Annotated in this window: 16 protein-coding genes; 4 read left to right on the top strand and 12 right to left on the bottom strand. The window is 60.0% G+C overall.

Annotation, left to right across the window (positions count from 1 at the left end):
- Window positions 1–16 precede the first annotated feature (16 nt).
- The 3 genes from J1D76_RS14935 to J1D76_RS14925 form a co-directional block, all read right to left on the bottom strand.
- Window positions 17–2,047: a pyridoxamine 5'-phosphate oxidase family protein gene (locus J1D76_RS14935; RefSeq protein WP_421139035.1), complete on the bottom strand. Its 2,031-nt coding sequence runs from the start codon at window positions 2,045–2,047 to the stop codon at window positions 17–19.
- Between the two features lie 64 nt (window positions 2,048–2,111).
- Window positions 2,112–2,738 carry a glutathione S-transferase family protein gene (locus tag J1D76_RS14930; RefSeq protein ID WP_421139034.1) on the bottom strand — a complete coding sequence of 209 codons (627 nt, stop codon included), beginning with the start codon at window positions 2,736–2,738 and terminating at the stop codon, window positions 2,112–2,114.
- Between the two features lie 126 nt (window positions 2,739–2,864).
- Complete coding sequence (locus J1D76_RS14925) at window positions 2,865–3,767, bottom strand: LysR family transcriptional regulator (protein ID WP_421139033.1); 903 nt, start codon at window positions 3,765–3,767, stop codon at window positions 2,865–2,867.
- Between the two features lie 523 nt (window positions 3,768–4,290).
- Here J1D76_RS14925 and J1D76_RS14920 point away from each other — a divergent pair.
- The 4 genes from J1D76_RS14920 to J1D76_RS14905 are packed head-to-tail and all read left to right on the top strand — an operon-like array spanning window position 4,291 to window position 9,100.
- Window positions 4,291–5,448, top strand: coding sequence for an AI-2E family transporter (locus J1D76_RS14920; RefSeq protein ID WP_421139032.1), 1,158 nt, complete (start codon window positions 4,291–4,293; stop codon window positions 5,446–5,448).
- A gap of 14 nt (window positions 5,449–5,462) precedes the next feature.
- Window positions 5,463–6,974: an efflux transporter outer membrane subunit gene (locus tag J1D76_RS14915; protein ID WP_421139031.1), complete on the top strand. Its 1,512-nt coding sequence runs from the start codon at window positions 5,463–5,465 to the stop codon at window positions 6,972–6,974.
- Window positions 6,967–8,085 carry an HlyD family secretion protein gene (locus J1D76_RS14910; protein ID WP_421139030.1) on the top strand — a complete coding sequence of 373 codons (1,119 nt, stop codon included), beginning with the start codon at window positions 6,967–6,969 and terminating at the stop codon, window positions 8,083–8,085. The genes J1D76_RS14915 and J1D76_RS14910 overlap by 8 nt, the downstream gene beginning before the upstream one ends.
- The gene (locus J1D76_RS14905; protein ID WP_421139029.1) at window positions 8,075–9,100 is read left to right on the top strand and encodes a DUF2955 domain-containing protein; all 1,026 of its coding nucleotides are present in this window, start codon (window positions 8,075–8,077) and stop codon (window positions 9,098–9,100) included. The genes J1D76_RS14910 and J1D76_RS14905 overlap by 11 nt, the downstream gene beginning before the upstream one ends.
- Before the next feature lie 160 nt (window positions 9,101–9,260).
- On the opposite strand, the gene glmS is transcribed toward J1D76_RS14905, so the two are convergent.
- The 9 genes from glmS to J1D76_RS14860 form a co-directional block, all read right to left on the bottom strand.
- A complete protein-coding gene (gene glmS / locus J1D76_RS14900) occupies window positions 9,261–11,093 on the bottom strand; it encodes a glutamine--fructose-6-phosphate transaminase (isomerizing) (RefSeq protein ID WP_421139028.1) in 1,833 nt (610 codons plus the stop codon).
- A 1-nt stretch (window position 11,094) separates the two neighbouring features.
- Window positions 11,095–11,871: a DeoR/GlpR family DNA-binding transcription regulator gene (locus J1D76_RS14895; protein WP_421139027.1), complete on the bottom strand. Its 777-nt coding sequence runs from the start codon at window positions 11,869–11,871 to the stop codon at window positions 11,095–11,097.
- 215 nt (window positions 11,872–12,086) lie between these two features.
- The gene (gene glmU / locus J1D76_RS14890) at window positions 12,087–13,454 is read right to left on the bottom strand and encodes a bifunctional UDP-N-acetylglucosamine diphosphorylase/glucosamine-1-phosphate N-acetyltransferase GlmU (protein ID WP_421139026.1); all 1,368 of its coding nucleotides are present in this window, start codon (window positions 13,452–13,454) and stop codon (window positions 12,087–12,089) included.
- A gap of 112 nt (window positions 13,455–13,566) precedes the next feature.
- Entirely contained in the window at window positions 13,567–13,992 is a 426-nt protein-coding gene (locus tag J1D76_RS14885) for a F0F1 ATP synthase subunit epsilon (RefSeq protein WP_421139025.1), read from the bottom strand.
- A 45-nt stretch (window positions 13,993–14,037) separates the two neighbouring features.
- The gene (gene atpD, locus J1D76_RS14880) at window positions 14,038–15,417 is read right to left on the bottom strand and encodes a F0F1 ATP synthase subunit beta (protein WP_007911961.1); all 1,380 of its coding nucleotides are present in this window, start codon (window positions 15,415–15,417) and stop codon (window positions 14,038–14,040) included.
- Window positions 15,418–15,444: 27 nt separating this feature from the next.
- Window positions 15,445–16,305, bottom strand: coding sequence for a F0F1 ATP synthase subunit gamma (gene atpG, locus J1D76_RS14875; RefSeq protein WP_085723558.1), 861 nt, complete (start codon window positions 16,303–16,305; stop codon window positions 15,445–15,447).
- Between the two features lie 50 nt (window positions 16,306–16,355).
- Window positions 16,356–17,900 carry a F0F1 ATP synthase subunit alpha gene (gene atpA / locus J1D76_RS14870; protein WP_071552657.1) on the bottom strand — a complete coding sequence of 515 codons (1,545 nt, stop codon included), beginning with the start codon at window positions 17,898–17,900 and terminating at the stop codon, window positions 16,356–16,358.
- A gap of 21 nt (window positions 17,901–17,921) precedes the next feature.
- Entirely contained in the window at window positions 17,922–18,458 is a 537-nt protein-coding gene (locus J1D76_RS14865; protein WP_236481345.1) for a F0F1 ATP synthase subunit delta, read from the bottom strand.
- 12 nt (window positions 18,459–18,470) lie between these two features.
- The gene (locus J1D76_RS14860; RefSeq protein WP_007934339.1) at window positions 18,471–18,941 is read right to left on the bottom strand and encodes a F0F1 ATP synthase subunit B; all 471 of its coding nucleotides are present in this window, start codon (window positions 18,939–18,941) and stop codon (window positions 18,471–18,473) included.
- Between the last annotated feature and the right edge of the window lie 36 nt (window positions 18,942–18,977).

The raw sequence follows: 18,977 nt of genomic DNA, 5'->3' as shown, positions 1-18,977 counted from the left end.
CAACTGCATTCTTCCTTCACAGATCGAGTACCAACGGCTGCGCCCCTTGCGCCGGAATCGCACAGCAGATCAGTACTTGTCCTTCATCCGGCACTTCCGCTGGCGGCAATGGGTAATGCACCTGACCACTGACCAACCGGGTCTTGCAGGTGCCGCACGAACCGCCGCGACAACTGAACTCCGGGCGCAGGCCCCGGCTTTCCGCCAACTCCAGCAAGCTGCCGCCGTCCGGCTGCCAACGCGCCTCCTTGGCCGAGCGCTGGAACACCACGGGCACCGAGGTGGTGGCCGCTGGCGGCTGCTCGATGACCACGGCATCGGGGTCCGGGCGACGACGCAAGGTCGAAGGGCCGAAGGTCTCGGCATGAATCCGCGAGTCGCGGATGTCCAATTCCCGCAGGCCGTCGTACAACGCCTGGGTAAAACTTCCGGGACCGCAGACGACGAAATCAAGTTCGTCGTAGTCCTCGACGGTCAGCAGATCCTTGAGCAACTCAACGTCGATCCGGCCCTTGAGGTCGAAATCCTCTCCAAGTGACGCCTCGGCTTCCGGCTGACTGAGCAAGCGCACCACCCGCACCGCATCGCCAGCGTCTTCGAGCAAACGATCCAGCTCTTGGCGAAACGGTTGGTCGGCCAGCGTGCGCGAACTCTGGATAAACACCGTCGGCCGGATACGCCGGGTGCGCAAGCCCTGGTAAACCACCTCTCGCAGCATCGACAACAGCGGCGTGATGCCCACCCCGGCCGCCAACAAAACCAACGGCCGACGCTCATGGGGCGCCACGGTGAAATGCCCTTGCGGCGCCCGAGCCTCCAGGACGTCGCCGACCCGAATCCGCTCGTGCAAATGCGTCGACACCCGCCCGTCACGCTTCACGCTGATGCGGAAAAAATCATCGGACGGTGCGCTCGACAAACTGTAGGTGCGGATATGCACCTCGCCGTCGATAGTAAAGCGCAGCGGCAAATGCTGCCCGGCCTGAAACAACGGCAATCCAGCGCCATCGGCAGGCTCCAGATGGATCGAGCGGATGTTATGGCTTTGCGCTTCGATCCGCGCCACCCGCAAGGGCCGCCATTGATCGCCCAAGGCTTTGGCCTGCAAGCGCGCGTCGGCCTGCGCCCAGGTGCCCGTGAGCAAACTGGTGGGTGAAACTCCATCGAAACGCCAGCGCAGGGCCAACGCGGCGGGGCGACGCACGACGCGCTCGACTTCGAATGTCCACAGGCGCTCGGCCCCCTGGAACGCTTCGACCTGCGGGCCTTCGAGGATGATTTCGGTGCGACCGCTCAGTTGCAGCACATCACCGCTATTGAAATCGACGAACAACAACCCGGCCCGGGGATTGAGCAGCAGGTTGCCCAAGGTGTTGAAATGCAGGTTGCCGGCGAAGTCCGGAATGATCAGCCGATTGCCTTCCACGCGGACAAAACCGCTCTGACCACCGCGGTGCGACACATCCACCGAGCGCTCGCCATCGACCTCCACATAACTGGCCACGAAAAACGTGTCCGCCTCGCCAATCATCGCGATGGCCGCCGCGTCCAGTTCGATGAAGTGCTCGGCGACGCGGGTTGCCGGATCGGTCAGCGGCACCGAGCGAAACTGACGCAACTGAATGTACTGCGGGCAATTGCCGAAGGACTGGTCCACCGTCACCTCGAAACCACCCGTGGTCATGGCGCGGACATGACCGTTGAGGCGGTTGCGACGGCGAGTGTGTAGCTCGATGCCCAACAGTCCGATGGCCGCGCCATCAACCAATTGCGCGGGATCGTCGACGGCCGGCAGGCTGCGAAATTGCAGCAAACCGGGTTCCGGCGAGTGGGCGAAACCGGGTTGCCCCTCCAGGAGACTGGCCCACGGACGACCGTCGGCATCCACCGCGCCGTACAGCATGAACGGCAGTTGCTGATAAAAGGTGCGGTGCTGGTCCGGCATCTCCCTGCGAATGACCTTACGCCCGAACTGCTCCATTCGTTCGGCAACGCCTGCATACGCCTGCAATTGTCTCTCGCCGGCGTGCCAAGGTGAACGGTCCATAACGGCTTCTCCCGTGCGCCATCGGCGCAGAATGGAGCGGCCCGGCAGTACCGGGCCGCCAGTATCAGGCAGTTTTTTGCAGGCCGGCGACAGTGCGCGGCATGCCGACAAAACCGGGCAACGCCTCAATGCGCGCCAGCCAGGCGCGAATGTTGGGGTAGTCGTCCAGCGACACATTGCCTTCCGGTGCGTGGGCGATGTAACTGTAGGCGGCCACATCGGCAACCGTCGGCTCAGTGCCAGCCAGGTAAGGCGTATTGGCCAGTTCGTGTTCAACTACCTTGAGCACGGTGTGGGCGTAGGGAATCACTTCTTCAGCGTTGTAAGGTGCACCAAACACTGTGATCAACCTTGCCCGGGCAGGGCCGAAGGCAATCGGTCCGGCCGCTGCCGACAACCAGCGCTGAACCTTGGCACCGCCCACCGGATCGGCCGGCAGCCATCGACCGTTGCCGTACTTTTGCGCCAGGTACACCAGAATGGCGTTGGAGTCGGCCAGTACCACGCCGCCGTCATCGATCACCGGCACCTGGCCAAAGGCATTGAGCGCGAGGAACGCCGGCTGCTTGTGTTCCCCCTTGGCCAGGTCAACGAAGATCAGCTCGGTGGGCAATTTCAGCAGGGACAACATCAACTCGACACGATGAGCGTGGCCGGAACGCGGGAAGTTGTAGAGTTTGATCGCTTGCATGGTCGACACCTCGGTTCTGTGGTGCTGATCAGGACGAGCAGCGCCGGTGGGTCGTATCTTCCACCGACATCCAAAACAACAGAATCACCAGCAAACGCAATCCATTGTTTCACCCGGTGAAATAATTCACCGGGTGAGCGCCGGATGCTCGCGCAGGGTCTTCACCGCGAAATCCACAAAGCTGCGCACCCGGGCGGGCGCTTTGCGGCCGCCCTGATACACCACATGGATGGGTAACGGCGGCAATTCGAAGTCGGCCAGAATGATTTCCAGCTCTGCGGCGGCGACTTTGCTCGCCACCTGATACGACAGCACGCGGGTAAAACCCAACCCCAGGCAGGCCGCGGTGATGGCCGCCTGATTCGCGGTCACCACCAGTCGCGGATCGGCCCGCACGCTCAAGGTTTCGCCATTTTCAAGGAATGGCCAACTGCGCAATTGGCCGATGGCGGACGTCGCGATAATCGGTGCCTGCGCCAGTGCCTGCGGGTGTGTTGGCCGACCATGAGCAGCCAGAAAGGCTGGTGAGGCGCAGATCACCCGCCGTACCTCGCCCACGCGGATCGCATGCTGATTGCTGTCGGGCAATTCACCAATGCGAATCGCCACATCGACGCCCTCCTCGACCACGCTCACCACCCGGTCCACCAGCAACGCGTTGATGCAGACTTCGGGGAATTGCGTCAGGTAATTCACCATCAACGGCGTGACAAACAGCTCACCGAACAAGACCGGCGCGGTGATGGTCAGCTGCCCACGCGGGTGGATATGGCTGCCCGCTGCCGAATCCTCGGCTTCCTGCACCTCGGCGAGAATTCTCCGACAATCTTCCAGATACCGCTGGCCGGCCTCGCTCAAATACACGCTGCGCGTGGTGCGCGTGAACAATTGTGTGCCAATGCGTTGCTCAAGTGCCGCCACCGCCCGGGTCACGCTGGCGGCCGACAGGCCCAGACGCCGCGCCGCTGCCGAAAAGCCCTGCTCCTGGGCGACCGCAACGAAGACCTGCATTTCCTGGAAGCGGTCCATGGCACTAGCCTCATTTCAGATTAATAAAAACGCAATTTAAACGGGAGTTTTTACAATGCAAGTGTTGAACCCCGCTAGTTGATTGCCCTGCGTTTAATAAACGCGCCGGGATCGTTTGATAATTATTGAGGCTTATTATCTTGCGACGGTGGCGGGTGTTCGCAATTATCCGGCCCGATCGGCGGCCATGGCTAATATCTGACAGGAACCTGAGCCCTTGTCACGGCGACTCAGCAACGGCCAGATAAGAGCCAGCCAGCGAACGCCATTCACTGCAGCATAATTCCCTGTGCATAAACAGGCGGAATAGACGACTGCTCCTATACTACAAGCCACCTTGTTATCTATTGGGTTTTTGATAGGTACTTCGTTGAGATTTTCCCTTGCTTGAAGCAAAGCGTTATTGGGTTGTTAACGCTTGGACGGGCGGTTCATGGGCCCTGATTTCAGTTCGCAGCAAGCAAGGAAGAGTTGAACTTCAACTGGCTGGCTAACCCTGTTTTACACAACAAGGAGTTCAAAAATGTTACGCACTAACATTTCTGCTAGAGCCGTCTCCGGTGGTTTTCTCGATGTGCTGATACGCGCCGGGCTGATTGCCGTGTTGGTTTTGTTCTGTTTCCAGATTTTCCACCCGTTCCTCAACCTGATGCTCTGGGCGGTGATCCTCGCCATCACTCTGTATCCATTGCATGCACTGATCAAGCGCAAGCTGGTCAACAAGGACGGTCGTGCCGCCACCCTGATCGTGGTGGTCGCCCTGGCCTTGCTCATGGTGCCGATCTACTTGCTGGGCACCTCGATCAGTGAATCGGTCCAGGGCACCCTGGCGATCCTCAAGTCCGATACGCTGCAAATTCCGCTTCCCAGCGAAAAAATCGCTTCCTTGCCGCTCATTGGCAAGCCGCTCTATGGCTACTGGATGCAAGCCGCGACCGACATGAGCAGCGTGGTGATGAAGGTGATGCCTTACGTCAAGTCCGTCGGCCTGACCCTGTTGGGCAAGATGGCTGACGTCGGCGTGGGTTTCCTGTTGTTCATCGGCGCCCTGATCATCGCCGGCGTGCTCATGGCCTATGGCGAAAACGGCGAAAGAAGCGCCCTGGCCATCACCTCGCGCCTTTCCGGGCCTGACCGTGGCCCACGCATCACCGAGCTGTGCACCGCCACCATTCGCGCCGTTGCCCAGGGCGTGGTGGGTATCGCGTTCATCCAGATGCTGCTGGTCGGCGTGGGCTTCGTGCTCATGGGCGTCCCTGGTGCCGGGTTGCTGGCCATGGTCGCGCTATTGATGGGGATCATGCAGCTACCGGTGCTGCTGATCACCATCCCGGTGATTGCCTATGTCTTTGCCACCGACGGCACGACCCTGGGCACTATCGTGTTCTGCATCTATAGCCTAATCGCCGGGATGGCCGACAACGTCCTCAAGCCGTTGATGCTGGGGCGTGGCGTCGATGTACCGATGCCAGTCATCCTGATCGGCGCGCTGGGCGGCATGGTCAGTGGCGGGTTCATCGGTCTGTTCATCGGGCCAGTGGCACTGGCGGTGGGCTACCAACTGTTCTGGCAATGGGTCCTGGACCAACCGGCTGTCGAGGTCGTGAACGAGCCGATGCAGATCGAGACGACGAACGAAACACCGCACATCGAGGCCCTGAACGACCAGCACCCTGTCTGAGGAGTTAGCGCCTGATGCCACGCCCTGCTTGCATCAGCCGGCTGCTGATCGGTGGCTTCGTCGTTCTCGGGGGTTGCGTGCAACTTGGGCCGGACTTCAAGTCACCGGCCCAACCCTGGGTTGACCATTGGAACAGCCCGGCCCTCGAGATCGCTGGCCAACAACACGCGCAACCCGACAGCCGCCAATGGTGGCGCGTGTTCAACGACCCGGTGCTGGACCATTTGATGGCCCAAGCCGATGCCCATAATACCGACCTGCAAGTCGCCGGCCTGCGAGTCATGGAATCGCGCGCGCAGTTGGGCATTGCCCTGGCCGGACGCTATCCGCAAGTGCAACAGGCCAACGCGGACAGCCTGTACCTGAACCAACGGCAATCAGGCGGTGCCAACCCGCAGGACACGCACTTCTGGCAATACAGTGCCGGGTTCGATATTGGCTGGGAGCTGGATTTCTGGGGTCGCTTCAGCCGGGCCATCGAGTCGGCCGACGCGGCGTGGTTTGCTGCTCAGGCCAACCATGAAAACGCGCTGGTACTGGTGCACGCGCAGTTGGCGCAGAACTACTACGCCTTGCGCACTGCCGAAGCACGCCTGGCGATCGCCCGCAGCAACGCCAAATTGCAAAAACGCAGCTACGAGATCACCGAGCGCCTGTTCAACAGCGGCGCCGAAGCCGAACTCGACTTGCAACAAGCCAAGACCCAGTACCTGGGCACGCTCAGCACCATCCCGGATTTCGAAAGCCAGGTGGCGAGCTTGCGCAATGCACTGTCGACCCTGATCGGCCAGCCACCCGGCTCGATCCCTGACCTCAATCGCAACACCGGGCTCGTGCCGTTGCTCGATACCGCCGTGTTGCAGGACGTACCCGCCAACCTGCTGGTGCGGCGCCCCGATGTGCGTGCGGCCGAACTGCAAGTGGCGGCGCAGTCTGCATTGATTGGCGTGGCCGAGACCGACCTGTACCCGTCCATCAGCCTGCTGGGCAGCATTGTGTGGTCCGCCAGCTCGCTCAACGCGGCGCCCAACAGCGTCAACTTCGTGGCCGGCCCCAGCCTGAGCTGGAACATCTTTGACCACGGCCGCATCACCAACAACGTACGCGTGCAGGATGCGCGCTTGCAGCAATTGATCGTGATCTACCAGGACAGCGTGCGCCAGGCCGCGCGCGAGGCCGACGATGCCGCCACCGGCCTGATCAAGTCCCTGGAACGCGACCGTATCCTCAGCGATGCCTCGGTGGCCGCTGAACGTTCGGTGACCCTGGCCAACGCCCAATACCGCGAAGGCTATTCGGACTTCCAGCGCGTACTGGATGCCCAGCGCGCCCTGTTTGCCCAGCAAGATATCTACCTGGTCAACCGAGGCACCGCCGTCAACAGCCTGATCGCCTTGTACAAGGCCTTGGGCGGTGGCTGGTACAGCGACCAGCCGATGATCGACCCGGCCACCCGCAAACAGATGCAAGAACGGACCGATTGGGGCGATCTGCTCGACGAACCGAAGGAAAAAGCCCATGACTGACAGCCAACAACCGGCCGCCGAGAACACCCCGGCCCCCGCCGCCGACCCGGCGAAAAAAGCCATCAACTGGGTAGTGATCCTGATCATCCTGAGCCTGGTCTGGTACCTGCTGGCCGACCGTTACACGCCCTATACGCAACAGGCCCGAGTCCAGGCTTTCATTGTGCCGGTGGCCGCCGAAGTGTCCGGGCGGGTGATCAAGGTGCATGTGCGCAACAATCAGGACGTGAAGGCCGGCGAATTGCTGTTTGAAGTCAATCCAGAGCAGTACCAGATTGCCGTCGATCGCGCCCGCGCCGACCTTGAATCGACCCGTCGCCAGGTGGGCGCGAACACCGCCGGCGTCGACTCCAAACTGGCGTCGCTGCGCGCCTCCCAGGCCAATGAACTCAAGGCCCGCCAGGATATTCAGCGCCTGGAACGCTTGTACAGTGAAGACCCGGGGACTATCTCGCTGCGACGCCTGGAGATATCCCGCGCCACTCTCCAGGAGTCCATCAGCCAGGTCGCCGCGGCCAAGGCCGAAGTGCAACGTGCGCGGGAAACACAGGGTGGTAACGAAGACGAAAACGCCCAGTTGCTCAGCGCCGCCAGCAACCTGGAAAAGGCCGAGCTGGACCTGAGCAATACTAAGGTCCATGCGCGCTCGGCGGGCCTGATCACCGACCTGCGCACCGACGTCGGCCAGTTCGCGGCGGCGGGCGCTCCGGTGATGACGCTGATTGCCATCCACGATGTATGGATCAGCGCCGACATGACCGAGAACAATCTGGGCAGTGTTCAACCCGGAACGCCAGTGTCCATCGTCCTCGACGCCCTGCCGGGGGAGATATTCAAAGGCCATGTGCGCAGCGTCGGTTATGGCGTTGATATCGGCCAGACCACCCAACCGGGCAGCCTGCCGAAAGTGGAGAACAGCCGCGACTGGCTACGCCCGGCCCAGCGCTTTCCGGTCATCATCGAGTTCGAACCCGGTGAGTTGAAAGGCCCGCAAGGCATCCGCTCCGGTGGCCAGGCCGAAGTCATGGCATTCCCCAGCGAAAACAGTCCGCTGAATATTCTGGGGCGCGTGTTCCTGCGCCTGATGAGCTGGTTGTCCTATGCGTATTGAGCGCCCGGCCCGGGTTCAGCGCGCGCTGCGACTGGGCTTCGGTACCGCGCTGTGTCTGGCGGCAAGCTTTGGCCTGGCCCTGCCGATTCCGTTCCTTTCGCCGATGCTGGCCTTGATGATGCTGGCAGCGATGAACCGACCGTTGCCGTTCAAGGCCAGTTTGGGTTTGATCCTGATCCTGATGCTGACCACCGGCACCGGGCTGCTGCTCATTCCCCTGCTGCGTTATTACCCGGTCAGCGGGGTGTTGCTGGTGGGCCTGTGCTTGTTCCTGGCTTTCGGTTACGGATTGCGCGGCGGCAATCCACTGGTGGCGACATTCCTGGTGGTGGGCCTGACCTTGATCAGCTCAGCGGGGACCGCTGAATTCGCCTTGGGGCTTGAAGTGATCGTGGCCCTGGTCAAGGGGCTGTTCCTCGCCGTCACGACGCTGACCATCGGCCACTGGCTGTTTCCCGACCCCGCCAGCGCCCCCGTGGCCAAACCCGGCCCGAGCCTGACACCCACCGAAACCAGCTGGCTGGCGCTACGGGCCACGCTGGTGGTGCTGCCGACGTTCCTGCTGGCCATGGTCGACCCGGCCAGCTACCTGCCGATCATCATGAAAGCCGTCACCCTCGGCCAACAAAGCTGCGCCACCAGTGCCCGCAGCGCCGGCAAGGAATTGCTCGGCTCGACTTTGCTTGGCGGCCTGATGGCGATTCTTTTCTGGTGCGCGTTGAGCCTGTTCGTCAACCTGTGGATGTTCTTTCTGTGGATGTTGCTGTTCGGCTTGCTGGTGGCGAGGAAACTCTACGGCCTGGCCAAGACCCGACAGCCCCCGAGCTTCTGGCTCAACAGCCTGGCGACCCTGATCATTCTGCTCGGCCAATCGGTACAGGACAGCGCCGCGGGCAAAGATGTCTACACCGCCTTCGCCATCCGCATGGGCTTGTTCATATTGGTAACCTTGTACGCCTGCGTCATGGTCTATCTGCTGGATACGCGGCGCCAACGTCGGATTTCGTCCACCTAGAAACAGAAAACCCCCAGAAGGGGGTCATGCTGCTCAATTAACCGAAAGATCAAACAACCGAAAACCTGTGCCGAGGAAGCTGGCTCCCTCGCCACAGATTCAGTGTTCGTCCGTACGTGAACGGCATTACCCACAATGGGGGTTTTCACCTGTGGATAACTTATTCCACAGTCACCGACTTCGCCAGGTTGCGCGGCTGGTCGACGTCGGTGCCCTTGAGCACGGCAACGTAGTACGACAGCAGTTGCAGCGGGATGGTGTAGAGAATCGGCGACAGGATGTCGTGGATGTGCGGCATGTGGACAACGTGCGTGCCTTCACCGTTGGTCATGCCGGCCTTCTCGTCAGCGAAGACAATCAACTGGCCACCGCGGGCGCGGACTTCCTGGAGGTTGGACTTCAACTTCTCCAGCAGTTCGTTGTTCGGCGCCACGGTCACCACGGGCATGTCGTTATCCACAAGCGCCAACGGACCGTGCTTCAGCTCACCGGCCGGGTAGGCTTCGGCATGGATGTAGGAGATTTCCTTGAGCTTGAGGGCCCCTTCCATCGCTACCGGGAATTGCGCGCCACGGCCGAGGAACAGCGTGTGGTTTTTCTCGGCGAACAGCTCGGAGATTTTTTCCACGGTGCTGTCCATCGCCAGCGCCTCGCCCAGACGGGTCGGCAAGCGGCGCAGTTCTTCGACCAGCGTTGCTTCCACGCCTTTGGCCAAAGTGCCGCGCACTTGGCCCAGGGACAGGGTCAGCAACAACAGGCCAACCAATTGCGTGGTGAAGGCTTTGGTCGACGCCACGCCGATTTCGCGACCGGCCTGGGTCAACAGGGTCAGGTCGGATTCACGCACCAGTGAGCTGATGCCGACGTTACAGATCGCCAAGCTGGCAAGGAAACCCAGTTCCTTGGCGTTGCGCAGCGCAGCCAGGGTGTCGGCGGTTTCGCCGGACTGGGAAATGGTCACGAACAACGTGTCCGGCTGCACCACCACCTTGCGGTAGCGGAACTCGCTGGCGACTTCAACTTGGCAAGGAATCCCGGCCAGCTCTTCGAGCCAGTAACGGGCGACCATACCGGCGTGGTAACTGGTGCCGCACGCAACGATCTGCACATTACGCACTTTGGCGAACAATTCGGCCGCCTGTGGGCCGAATGCCTGCACCAGCACTTGGTTCTGGCTCAAGCGACCTTCCAGGGTGCGCTGCACCACGGACGGCTGCTCGTGGATTTCCTTGAGCATGAAGTGGCGGAATTCGCCCTTGTCAGCGGCTTCGGCGCCATCGCGGTACTGCACGGCTTCGCGCTCGACGGCTTTACCGTCAACGTCCCAAATCTGCACGCTGTCGCGGCGAATTTCGGCGATATCGCCTTCTTCCAAGTACATGAAACGGTCGGTGACCTGACGCAGGGCCAACTGGTCGGAGGCCAGGAAGTTTTCGCCCAGGCCCAGGCCAATCACCAGCGGGCTGCCACTGCGGGCTGCCACCAGGCGATCCGGTTGTTGCGCGCTGATCACCGCCAGGCCGTAGGCACCGTGCAACTCTTTGACGGTGGCTTTGAGGGCCACGGTCAGATCGTGCAGATCTTTCAGTTTGTGGTTGAGCAGGTGCGCGATGACTTCGGTGTCGGTGTCCGAGGTGAAGACATAACCCAAGGCCTTGAGTTGTTCACGCAAGGCTTCGTGGTTTTCGATGATGCCGTTGTGCACCACCGCCAGGTCACCCGAGAAATGCGGGTGGGCGTTGCGCTCGCACGGCGCCCCGTGGGTGGCCCAACGGGTGTGGGCAATGCCCAGGCGACCGACCAGTGGTTCGGTGGCCAATGCCTGCTCCAGCTCACTGACTTTACCCGGGCGACGCAGGCGCTCGAGTTTTTCGTCGTTGGTATAGACCGCCACGCCGGCGCTGTCATACCCGCGGTATTCAAGGCGCTTGAGGCCTTCGACCAGGATGGCGGTGATGTTACGTTCTGCGACTGCGCCGACAATGCCACACATACTATTTCTCCTGACTGACAGCCGCGCAAATCAGTGTGATTCCGCGGGCCTGAATCTGAGCGCGAGCCTCCAGCGGCAGGCGTTCATCGGTAATGAGGGTATGGACGCTGCTCCATGGCAGCTCCAGGTTTGGGATCTTGCGGCCGATCTTGTCGGCCTCCACCATCACCACCACTTCGCGGGCGACGTCGGCCATGACACGGCTCAGCCCGAGCAGTTCGTTGAAGGTGGTAGTACCACGGACCAGATCGATGCCATCGGCGCCGATAAACAGCTGGTCGAAGTCGTAGGAGCGCAACACCTGCTCGGCGACCTGGCCCTGAAAGGACTCGGAATGCGGGTCCCAGGTGCCACCGGTCATCAACAGCACCGGCTCGTGCTCGAGTTCGCTCAGGGCGTTGGCGACATGCAGCGAGTTGGTCATCACCACCAGGCCGGGTTGCTGCCCCAGTTCCGGGATCATCGAGGCGGTGGTACTGCCACTGTCGATAATGATGCGCGCATGCTCGCGAATCCGCGTCACAGCGGCACGGGCGATGGCTTGCTTGTATTTGGACACTGGCTGACCGACGTCGGCGACCAGCTCCTGAGGCATGGTGATCGCCCCGCCATAACGACGCAGCAACAGGCCATTGCTTTCAAGTGCCGCCAGGTCCTTGCGAATCGTAACTTCCGACGTTTCGAAATGCTTGGCCAGCTCATCCACACTGACTTCGCCCTGCTCATTGAGCAAGGCGAGGATATTGTGGCGACGCTGGGGTGTGTTGCGCTTCGACATGGGCTGGTAAATTTCGATTCGAAAGATAACGAAAGCAATGAAAGCCGATCATCGAAATTTAGTCAAGCGCTGTGCGATAAAAAGCACTGTGGATAACCTATAGGAGCGAGCCTGCTCGCGATGGACGTGAACGATGACGCATTCCTTCTTGAAAAAATGCGTCGCGCTCGAATTCATCGCGAGCAGGCTCGCTCCTACAAGGGGTTGTGGGTAACTCAGCCCTTCTTGACCTTCTCCGGCCGCTTCCAGCCATCGATGTTCTTCTGCCGGGCACGCCCCACGGCCAACTGCGCTTTATCCACAGTCGAAGTGATGGTCGAACCGGCCGCCGTGGTCGCGCCGTCCAGGATATCCACAGGCGCAACCAACGAGTTGTTGGAGCCGATGAACACGTCCGCGCCCAGCACGGTTTTCCACTTGTTGACGCCATCGTAGTTGCAGGTGATGGTGCCGGCGCCGATGTTGGTGCGGGCGCCGACTTCCGCATCGCCCAAGTACGTCAGGTGGCCGGCCTTGGCGCCTTCGCCCAGGTGCGCGTTTTTCAGTTCGACGAAGTTACCCACATGAGCCCGGGCTTCAAGCACGGTACCGGGACGCAGACGCGCGAACGGCCCGGCATCGCTGCCTTCACCCAAAATGGCGCCTTCGATATGGCTGTTGGCCTTGATGATCACCCCTTTGCGCAGGGTGCTGTCCTTGATCACGCAGTTCGGGCCGATTACCACGTCATCCTCAATAACCACCTTGCCTTCGAGGATCACGTTGATGTCGATCATTACGTCGCGGCCGACGGTGACTTCACCACGAATGTCGAAACGCGCCGGGTCGCGCAACGTCACGCCTTGCGCCATCAGACGACGACCGGCGCGCAACTGATAGTGCCGCTCCAGTTCGGACAACTGTTTGCGGTCATTGGCGCCCTGCACTTCCATGGCGTCGTGCGGCTGCTCGGTGGCTACCACCAGACCGTCGCTGACTGCCATGGCAATGATGTCGGTCAGGTAGTACTCGCCTTGGGCGTTGTTGTTGGACAGGCGGCTCATCCAGTCGCCAAGACGGGCAAAAGGCAACGCCAGGATGCCGGTGTTGCCTTCGGTGATCTTGCGCTCGGTTTCGTTCGCGTCTTTCTGCTCGACGATGGCGGTGACCTTGCCGTCGGCATCGCGAACAATGCGGCCATAACCGGTCGGATCATCCAGTTCAACCGTGAGCAAGCCCAATTGCTCTGGGCCGACCTGCTTGAGCAGGCGTTGCAGGGTGTCGACTTCGATCAACGGCACATCGCCGTAGAGCACCAACACGGTGTCGGACTTGATGAAGGGCACAGCTTGAGCAACGGCATGGCCAGTCCCCAGCTGTTTGTCCTGCAGGACAAAATTCAGGTCATCCGCCGCCAGGCGTTCGCGCACGGCATCGGCACCGTGGCCGATGACAACGTGGATGCGCTGTGGATCAAGTTGCCGGGCGCTGTGGATAACATGGCCGAGCATGGAGTTGCCGGCAATCGGGTGCAAGACTTTCGGCAGGGCCGAACGCATGCGCGTGCCTTGGCCGGCAGCGAGGATAACGATTTCAAGAGACATGACTGGCTACCAATCCTGGGTGGTCAGCGGCTGCGACCGGGGTTGAATATCGGAAAATAAAAAAGGGTAGCCGAGGCTACCCTTTTTAATCAATCGCACAACAAGCGTCGCCTTAGTGGCCGAACTTCTTGCGGATCTGCTGGACGGTGCGCAGCTGAGCTGTAGCCTCGGCCAGACGTGCGGCAGCAGAACCGTAATCGAATTCCGCGCCCCGCTCGTGCAAGGCTTTCTCGGCAGCCTTAACGGCTTCCAGAGCTGCGGCTTCGTCCAGGTCGGCAGCACGTTGCACGGTGTCGGCAAGAACCTTGACCATGTTCGGCTGAACCTCGAGGAAACCACCGGAGATGTAATACACCTCCTCTTCCCCGCCCTGCTTGACCAGGCGGATCGGACCTGGCTTCAGATTAGTGATCAGCGGCGCGTGACCCAGGGCGATACCAAGATCACCCAGTGCACCGTGCGCAATCACCATCTCGACCAGACCGGAAAAGATTTCCCCTTCCGCGCTGACGATATCGCAATGGACTGTCATAGCCATCTGATTGCCTCAACCTAAATTAGCGCCCGTTGCCGGGCGCCGGGATTACAGTTTCTTGGCTTTTTCGATCGCTTCTTCGATGCCGCCAACCATGTAGAACGCTTGTTCTGGCAGGTGGTCGTAGTCACCGTTGAGGATGCCTTTGAAGCCAGCAATGGTGTCTTTCAGGGAAACGTATTTACCCGAGGCACCGGTGAAGACTTCAGCCACGAAGAACGGTTGCGACAAGAAGCGCTGGATCTTACGAGCACGGTTAACCAACTGCTTGTCGGCTTCCGAGAGTTCGTCCATACCCAGGATCGCGATGATGTCCTTCAGCTCTTTGTAACGTTGCAGAACGTACTGAACGCCGCGAGCGGTGTCGTAGTGGTCCTGGCCGATTACGTTCGGGTCCAGCTGGCGCGAAGTCGAGTCCAGTGGATCGACCGCTGGGTAGATACCCAGGGAGGCGATGTCACGGGACAGAACGACGGTGGCGTCCAAATGGGCGAAGGTGGTTGCTGGCGACGGGTCGGTCAAGTCGTCCGCAGGTACGTATACCGCTTGGATCGAGGTGATCGAACCTTCCTTGGTCGAAGTGATACGTTCTTGCAGAACGCCCATCTCTTCAGCCAGGGTCGGCTGGTAACCTACTGCCGAAGGCATACGGCCCAGCAGTGCGGATACTTCAGTACCGGCCAGGGTGTAACGATAGATGTTGTCGACGAACAGCAGAACGTCGTTACCTTCGTCACGGAACTTCTCGGCCATGGTCAGGCCGGTCAGTGCTACGCGCAGACGGTTACCCGGCGGCTCGTTCATCTGACCGTAAACCAGTGCCACTTTGTCCAGAACGTTGGAGTCCTTCATCTCGTGGTAGAAGTCGTTACCCTCACGGGTACGCTCACCCACACCGGCGAACACGGAGTAACCGCTGTGCTCGATGGCGATGTTACGGATCAGTTCCATCATGTTTACGGTCTTGCCTACACCGGCACCACCGAACAGACCGACTTTACCGCCTTTGGCAAACGGGCAAACCAGGTCGATAACCTTGATGCCGGTTTCCAGCAGGTCGTTGCCGCCAGCTTGTTCAGCGAAGCTTGGCGCAGGACGGTGAATGCCCCAGCGCTCTTCGGTGTCGATCGGGCCAGCTTCGTCGATTGGGTTACCCAGGACGTCCATGATCCGGCCCAGAGTCGCTTTACCGACCGGTACGGAGATGGCTGCGCCAGAATCGGTAACTTCCAGACCGCGCTTCAAGCCCTCGGTGGAACCCATCGCAATGGTGCGAACCACGCCGTCGCCCAGCTGTTGCTGAACTTCCAGAGTGGTTTCAGCCGCGCTCACTACTTTCAGCGCGTTGTAGATGCTCGGTACGCTGTCGCGTGGAAATTCCACGTCGATAACGGCGCCGATGATTTGAACGATACGTCCGCTACTCATAGCTGGATCCTCTGAATATTTGAACCGTTAAACCGCGGCAGCGCCGCCGACGATTTCCGAGATCTCTTGGGTGATCGCAGCCTGACGCGCCTTGTTGTAGACCAGCTGCAAATCGCTGATCAAATCACCGGCGTTGTCGGTAGCGTTCTTCATCGCGATCATCCGCGCAGCTTGTTCAGCCGCGTTGTTCTCGACCACCGCCTGGTAGACCTGCGACTCGACGTAACGGACCATCAAGCCGTCAAGCAGCTCTTTGGCGTCCGGTTCGTAGAGATAGTCCCAGTGGTGCTTGAGATCCTGATCCGGGGTCGCCACCAGTGGAATCAACTGCTCCACGGTAGGCTGCTGCGTCATGGTGTTGATGAACTTGTTGGACACCACGGACAGGCGGTCAATACGGCCGTCCAGGTAGGCATCCAGCATCACCTTGACGCTGCCAATCAGATCATTGATCGACGGCTCTTCACCCAGGTGGCTGATAGCTGCAACGACGTTACCGCCGAAGTTGCGGAAAAAGGCCGCACCCTTGCTACCAACGACACACAGATCAATCTCGACGCCGTTTTCGCGGTTTACCGCCATGTCCTTGACCAGGGCCTTGAACAGGTTGGTGTTCAAGCCGCCGCACAGACCACGGTCACTGCTCACCACGACATAGCCGACACGCTTGACTTCGCGGTCGATCATGAACGGGTGGCGGTATTCCGGGTTGGCGTTGGCCAGATGCCCAATAACCTGGCGGATGCGCTCCGCATAAGGACGGCTAGCAGCCATGCGCATTTGTGCCTTGCGCATTTTGCTGACCGCCACTTTTTCCATGGCGCTGGTAATCTTTTGCGTGCTTTTGATGCTCGCAATCTTACTGCGAATCTCTTTTGCGCCTGCCATGTAACACCTATCAGGTTAGCAAGCGGGAGCCTTGCGGCTCCCGCTGCGGCTTACCAGGTTTGGGTGGCCTTGAACTTCTCGATACCGGCTTTCATGCCAGCGTCGATTTCGTCATTGAAGTCACCCTTCACGTTGATCTTCGCCATCAAGTCGGCGTGATCGCGGTTGAAGAAAGCAATCAGCGCTTGTTCGAAGCTGCCGATCTTGGCGATTTCAACGTCAGTCAGGAACCCACGCTCAGCGGCATACAGCGACAGCGCCATGTCAGCGATCGACATTGGTGCGTATTGCTTCTGCTTCATCAGCTCGGTAACGCGCTGACCATGCTCAAGTTGCTTACGGGTCGCTTCGTCCAGGTCAGAAGCGAACTGGGCGAATGCCGCCAGTTCACGGTACTGAGCCAGGGCGGTACGGATACCACCGGACAGCTTCTTGATGATCTTGGTCTGAGCGGCACCACCCACACGGGATACCGAAACACCGGCGTTCACTGCAGGACGGATGCCCGAGTTGAACATGGCCGATTCCAGGAAGATCTGACCGTCGGTGATGGAAATCACGTTGGTCGGAACGAACGCGGAAACGTCGCCAGCCTGGGTTTCGATGATCGGCAGTGCGGTCAGGGAACCGGTTTTGCCGGTCACTGCGCCGTTGGTGAACTTCTCTACGTACTCTTCGGATACGCGGGATGCGCGCTCCAGCAGACGGGAGTGGAGATAGAACACGTCGCCTGGGTAAGCTTCACGGCCTGGTGGACGGCGCAGCAGCAGGGAAATCTGGCGGTAAGCCACTGCTTGCTTGGACAGATCGTCATAAACGATCAGCGCGTCTTCACCGCGATCGCGGAAGTATTCGCCCATGGTGCAACCGGAGTACGGAGCCAGGAATTGCAGCGCAGGAGATTCCGAAGCACTGGCAGCCACGATGATCGTGTTAGCCAGGGCGCCGTTTTCTTCCAGCTTGCGAACCACGTTGGCGATGGTCGATTGCTTCTGACCAATGGCTACGTAGACGCAGAAAATGCCGCTGTCTTTCTGGTTGATGATCGCGTCGATCGCCAGAGCGGTTTTACCGATCTGACGGTCACCGATGATCAGCTCACGCTGGCCACGGCCGACCGGGATCATGGCATCGACAGCCTTGTAGCCAGTCTGTACAGGCTGGTCTACCGACTTACGCCAGATCACGCCTGGAGCAACTTTCTCGACCGCGTCGGTCTCGGTGTTGTTCAGCGGACCTTTGCCGTCAACTGGGTTACCCAGTGCGTCGACTACGCGACCCAGCAGTTCCTTACCCACCGGAACTTCGAGGATGCGGCCGGTGCACTTGGCGCTCATGCCTTCAGCCAGAGACTGGTAGGCGCCCAATACAACGGCACCTACGGAGTCTTGCTCCAGGTTGAGTGCCATACCGAAGACGCCGCCCGGAAACTCGATCATCTCGCCGTACATGACGTCGGCCAGACCGTGAATCCGCACGATACCGTCAGATACGCTGACGACAGTGCCTTCGTTACGGGCTTGGGAGGTCACATCGAGCTTGTCGATGCGGCCCTTGATAATTTCACTTATTTCGGAAGGATTGAGTTGCTGCATTGCTCTGCTGCCCCTTCAAACTCAAGATTTCAATGCTTCGGCAAGTTTCGCGATTTTGCCGCGAATCGAGCCATCGATAACCAGGTCGCCGGCGCGGATCACGACACCCCCTATCAGGGCAGCGTCCTCCGCAACTTGCAGGCGCACTTCCCGGTTGAGTCGTGCACTGAGAACCTTGGCGAGTTTGTCTTGCTGTTCTTGGTTCAATGCAAAAGCACTGGTCACTTCTACGTCTACCGATTTCTCTTGCTCGGCCTTGTACAGGTCAAACAGAGCGGCGATCTCCGGCAGAAGCAGGAGACGGTCGTTTTCGGCAACGACGTTGATGAAGTTCTGTGCCTTGGCATCAAACTTGTCGCCGCACACGTCAATGAACGTGGCGGCCTTTTCTGCGCTCGTCAGTCGCGGGGCCTTGAGCACGCGCTGCAGGGTGTCGTCTTGCGACACCGCTGCAGCCAGGCCGAGCATGGCTGACCAATTGGCCAGTTGCTGGTGGGCCTGAGCGTGCTCGAAGGCCGCCTTAGCGTAAGGTCGGGCCAACGTGGTCAGTTCTGCCATGATCGCCCTCGCTTAGATTTCAGCAGCCAGTTGGTTAACCAGCTCTGCGTGCGCGTTTTGATCGATTGTGGCACCCAGGATCTTCTCGGCGCCGCCGACTGCCAGCAAGCCCACTTGGGCACGCAGCGCGTCTTTGACACTGTTCAGTTCCTGTTCGATCTCGGCCTGAGCCTGAACCTTCACACGGTCAGCGTCGACACGGGCTTTTTCAACAGCCTCTTCGACGATCTGGTTACCGCGTTTCTTGGCTTGCTCGATGATTTCAGCTGCCTGAGCTTTCGCTTCGCGCAGTTGCTGACCCGCTTTTTCTTGGGCCAACTCCAGGTCGCGAGCTGCACGGCTGGCAGCGTCCAGACCATCAGCGATCTTCTTTTGACGTTCGTGCAGAGCTGCGATGACCGGAGGCCATACAAACTTCATGCAGAACAGTACAAAAATCAGGAACGCAACGGACTGGCCAATCAGGGTCGCATTAATGTTCACGCCAACACCTCGCAGTTACGTTGTCCATCACACCAA

This window comes from Pseudomonas sp. NFX15 (assembly GCF_049132105.1).
Taxonomy (GTDB): domain Bacteria; phylum Pseudomonadota; class Gammaproteobacteria; order Pseudomonadales; family Pseudomonadaceae; genus Aquipseudomonas.
This window is presented reverse-complemented; position numbering and strand designations above follow the sequence as displayed.

Coding starts and splice junctions, on each gene's coding strand:
- J1D76_RS14935 (WP_421139035.1), bottom strand. CDS start 2,047: ATGGACCGTTCACCTTGGCACGCCGGCGAGAGACAATTGCAGGCGTAT.
- J1D76_RS14930 (WP_421139034.1), bottom strand. CDS start 2,738: ATGCAAGCGATCAAACTCTACAACTTCCCGCGTTCCGGCCACGCTCAT.
- J1D76_RS14925 (WP_421139033.1), bottom strand. CDS start 3,767: ATGGACCGCTTCCAGGAAATGCAGGTCTTCGTTGCGGTCGCCCAGGAG.
- J1D76_RS14920 (WP_421139032.1), top strand. CDS start 4,291: ATGTTACGCACTAACATTTCTGCTAGAGCCGTCTCCGGTGGTTTTCTC.
- J1D76_RS14915 (WP_421139031.1), top strand. CDS start 5,463: ATGCCACGCCCTGCTTGCATCAGCCGGCTGCTGATCGGTGGCTTCGTC.
- J1D76_RS14910 (WP_421139030.1), top strand. CDS start 6,967: ATGACTGACAGCCAACAACCGGCCGCCGAGAACACCCCGGCCCCCGCC.
- J1D76_RS14905 (WP_421139029.1), top strand. CDS start 8,075: ATGCGTATTGAGCGCCCGGCCCGGGTTCAGCGCGCGCTGCGACTGGGC.
- glmS (WP_421139028.1), bottom strand. CDS start 11,093: ATGTGTGGCATTGTCGGCGCAGTCGCAGAACGTAACATCACCGCCATC.
- J1D76_RS14895 (WP_421139027.1), bottom strand. CDS start 11,871: ATGTCGAAGCGCAACACACCCCAGCGTCGCCACAATATCCTCGCCTTG.
- glmU (WP_421139026.1), bottom strand. CDS start 13,454: ATGTCTCTTGAAATCGTTATCCTCGCTGCCGGCCAAGGCACGCGCATG.
- J1D76_RS14885 (WP_421139025.1), bottom strand. CDS start 13,992: ATGGCTATGACAGTCCATTGCGATATCGTCAGCGCGGAAGGGGAAATC.
- atpD (WP_007911961.1), bottom strand. CDS start 15,417: ATGAGTAGCGGACGTATCGTTCAAATCATCGGCGCCGTTATCGACGTG.
- atpG (WP_085723558.1), bottom strand. CDS start 16,305: ATGGCAGGCGCAAAAGAGATTCGCAGTAAGATTGCGAGCATCAAAAGC.
- atpA (WP_071552657.1), bottom strand. CDS start 17,900: ATGCAGCAACTCAATCCTTCCGAAATAAGTGAAATTATCAAGGGCCGC.
- J1D76_RS14865 (WP_236481345.1), bottom strand. CDS start 18,458: ATGGCAGAACTGACCACGTTGGCCCGACCTTACGCTAAGGCGGCCTTC.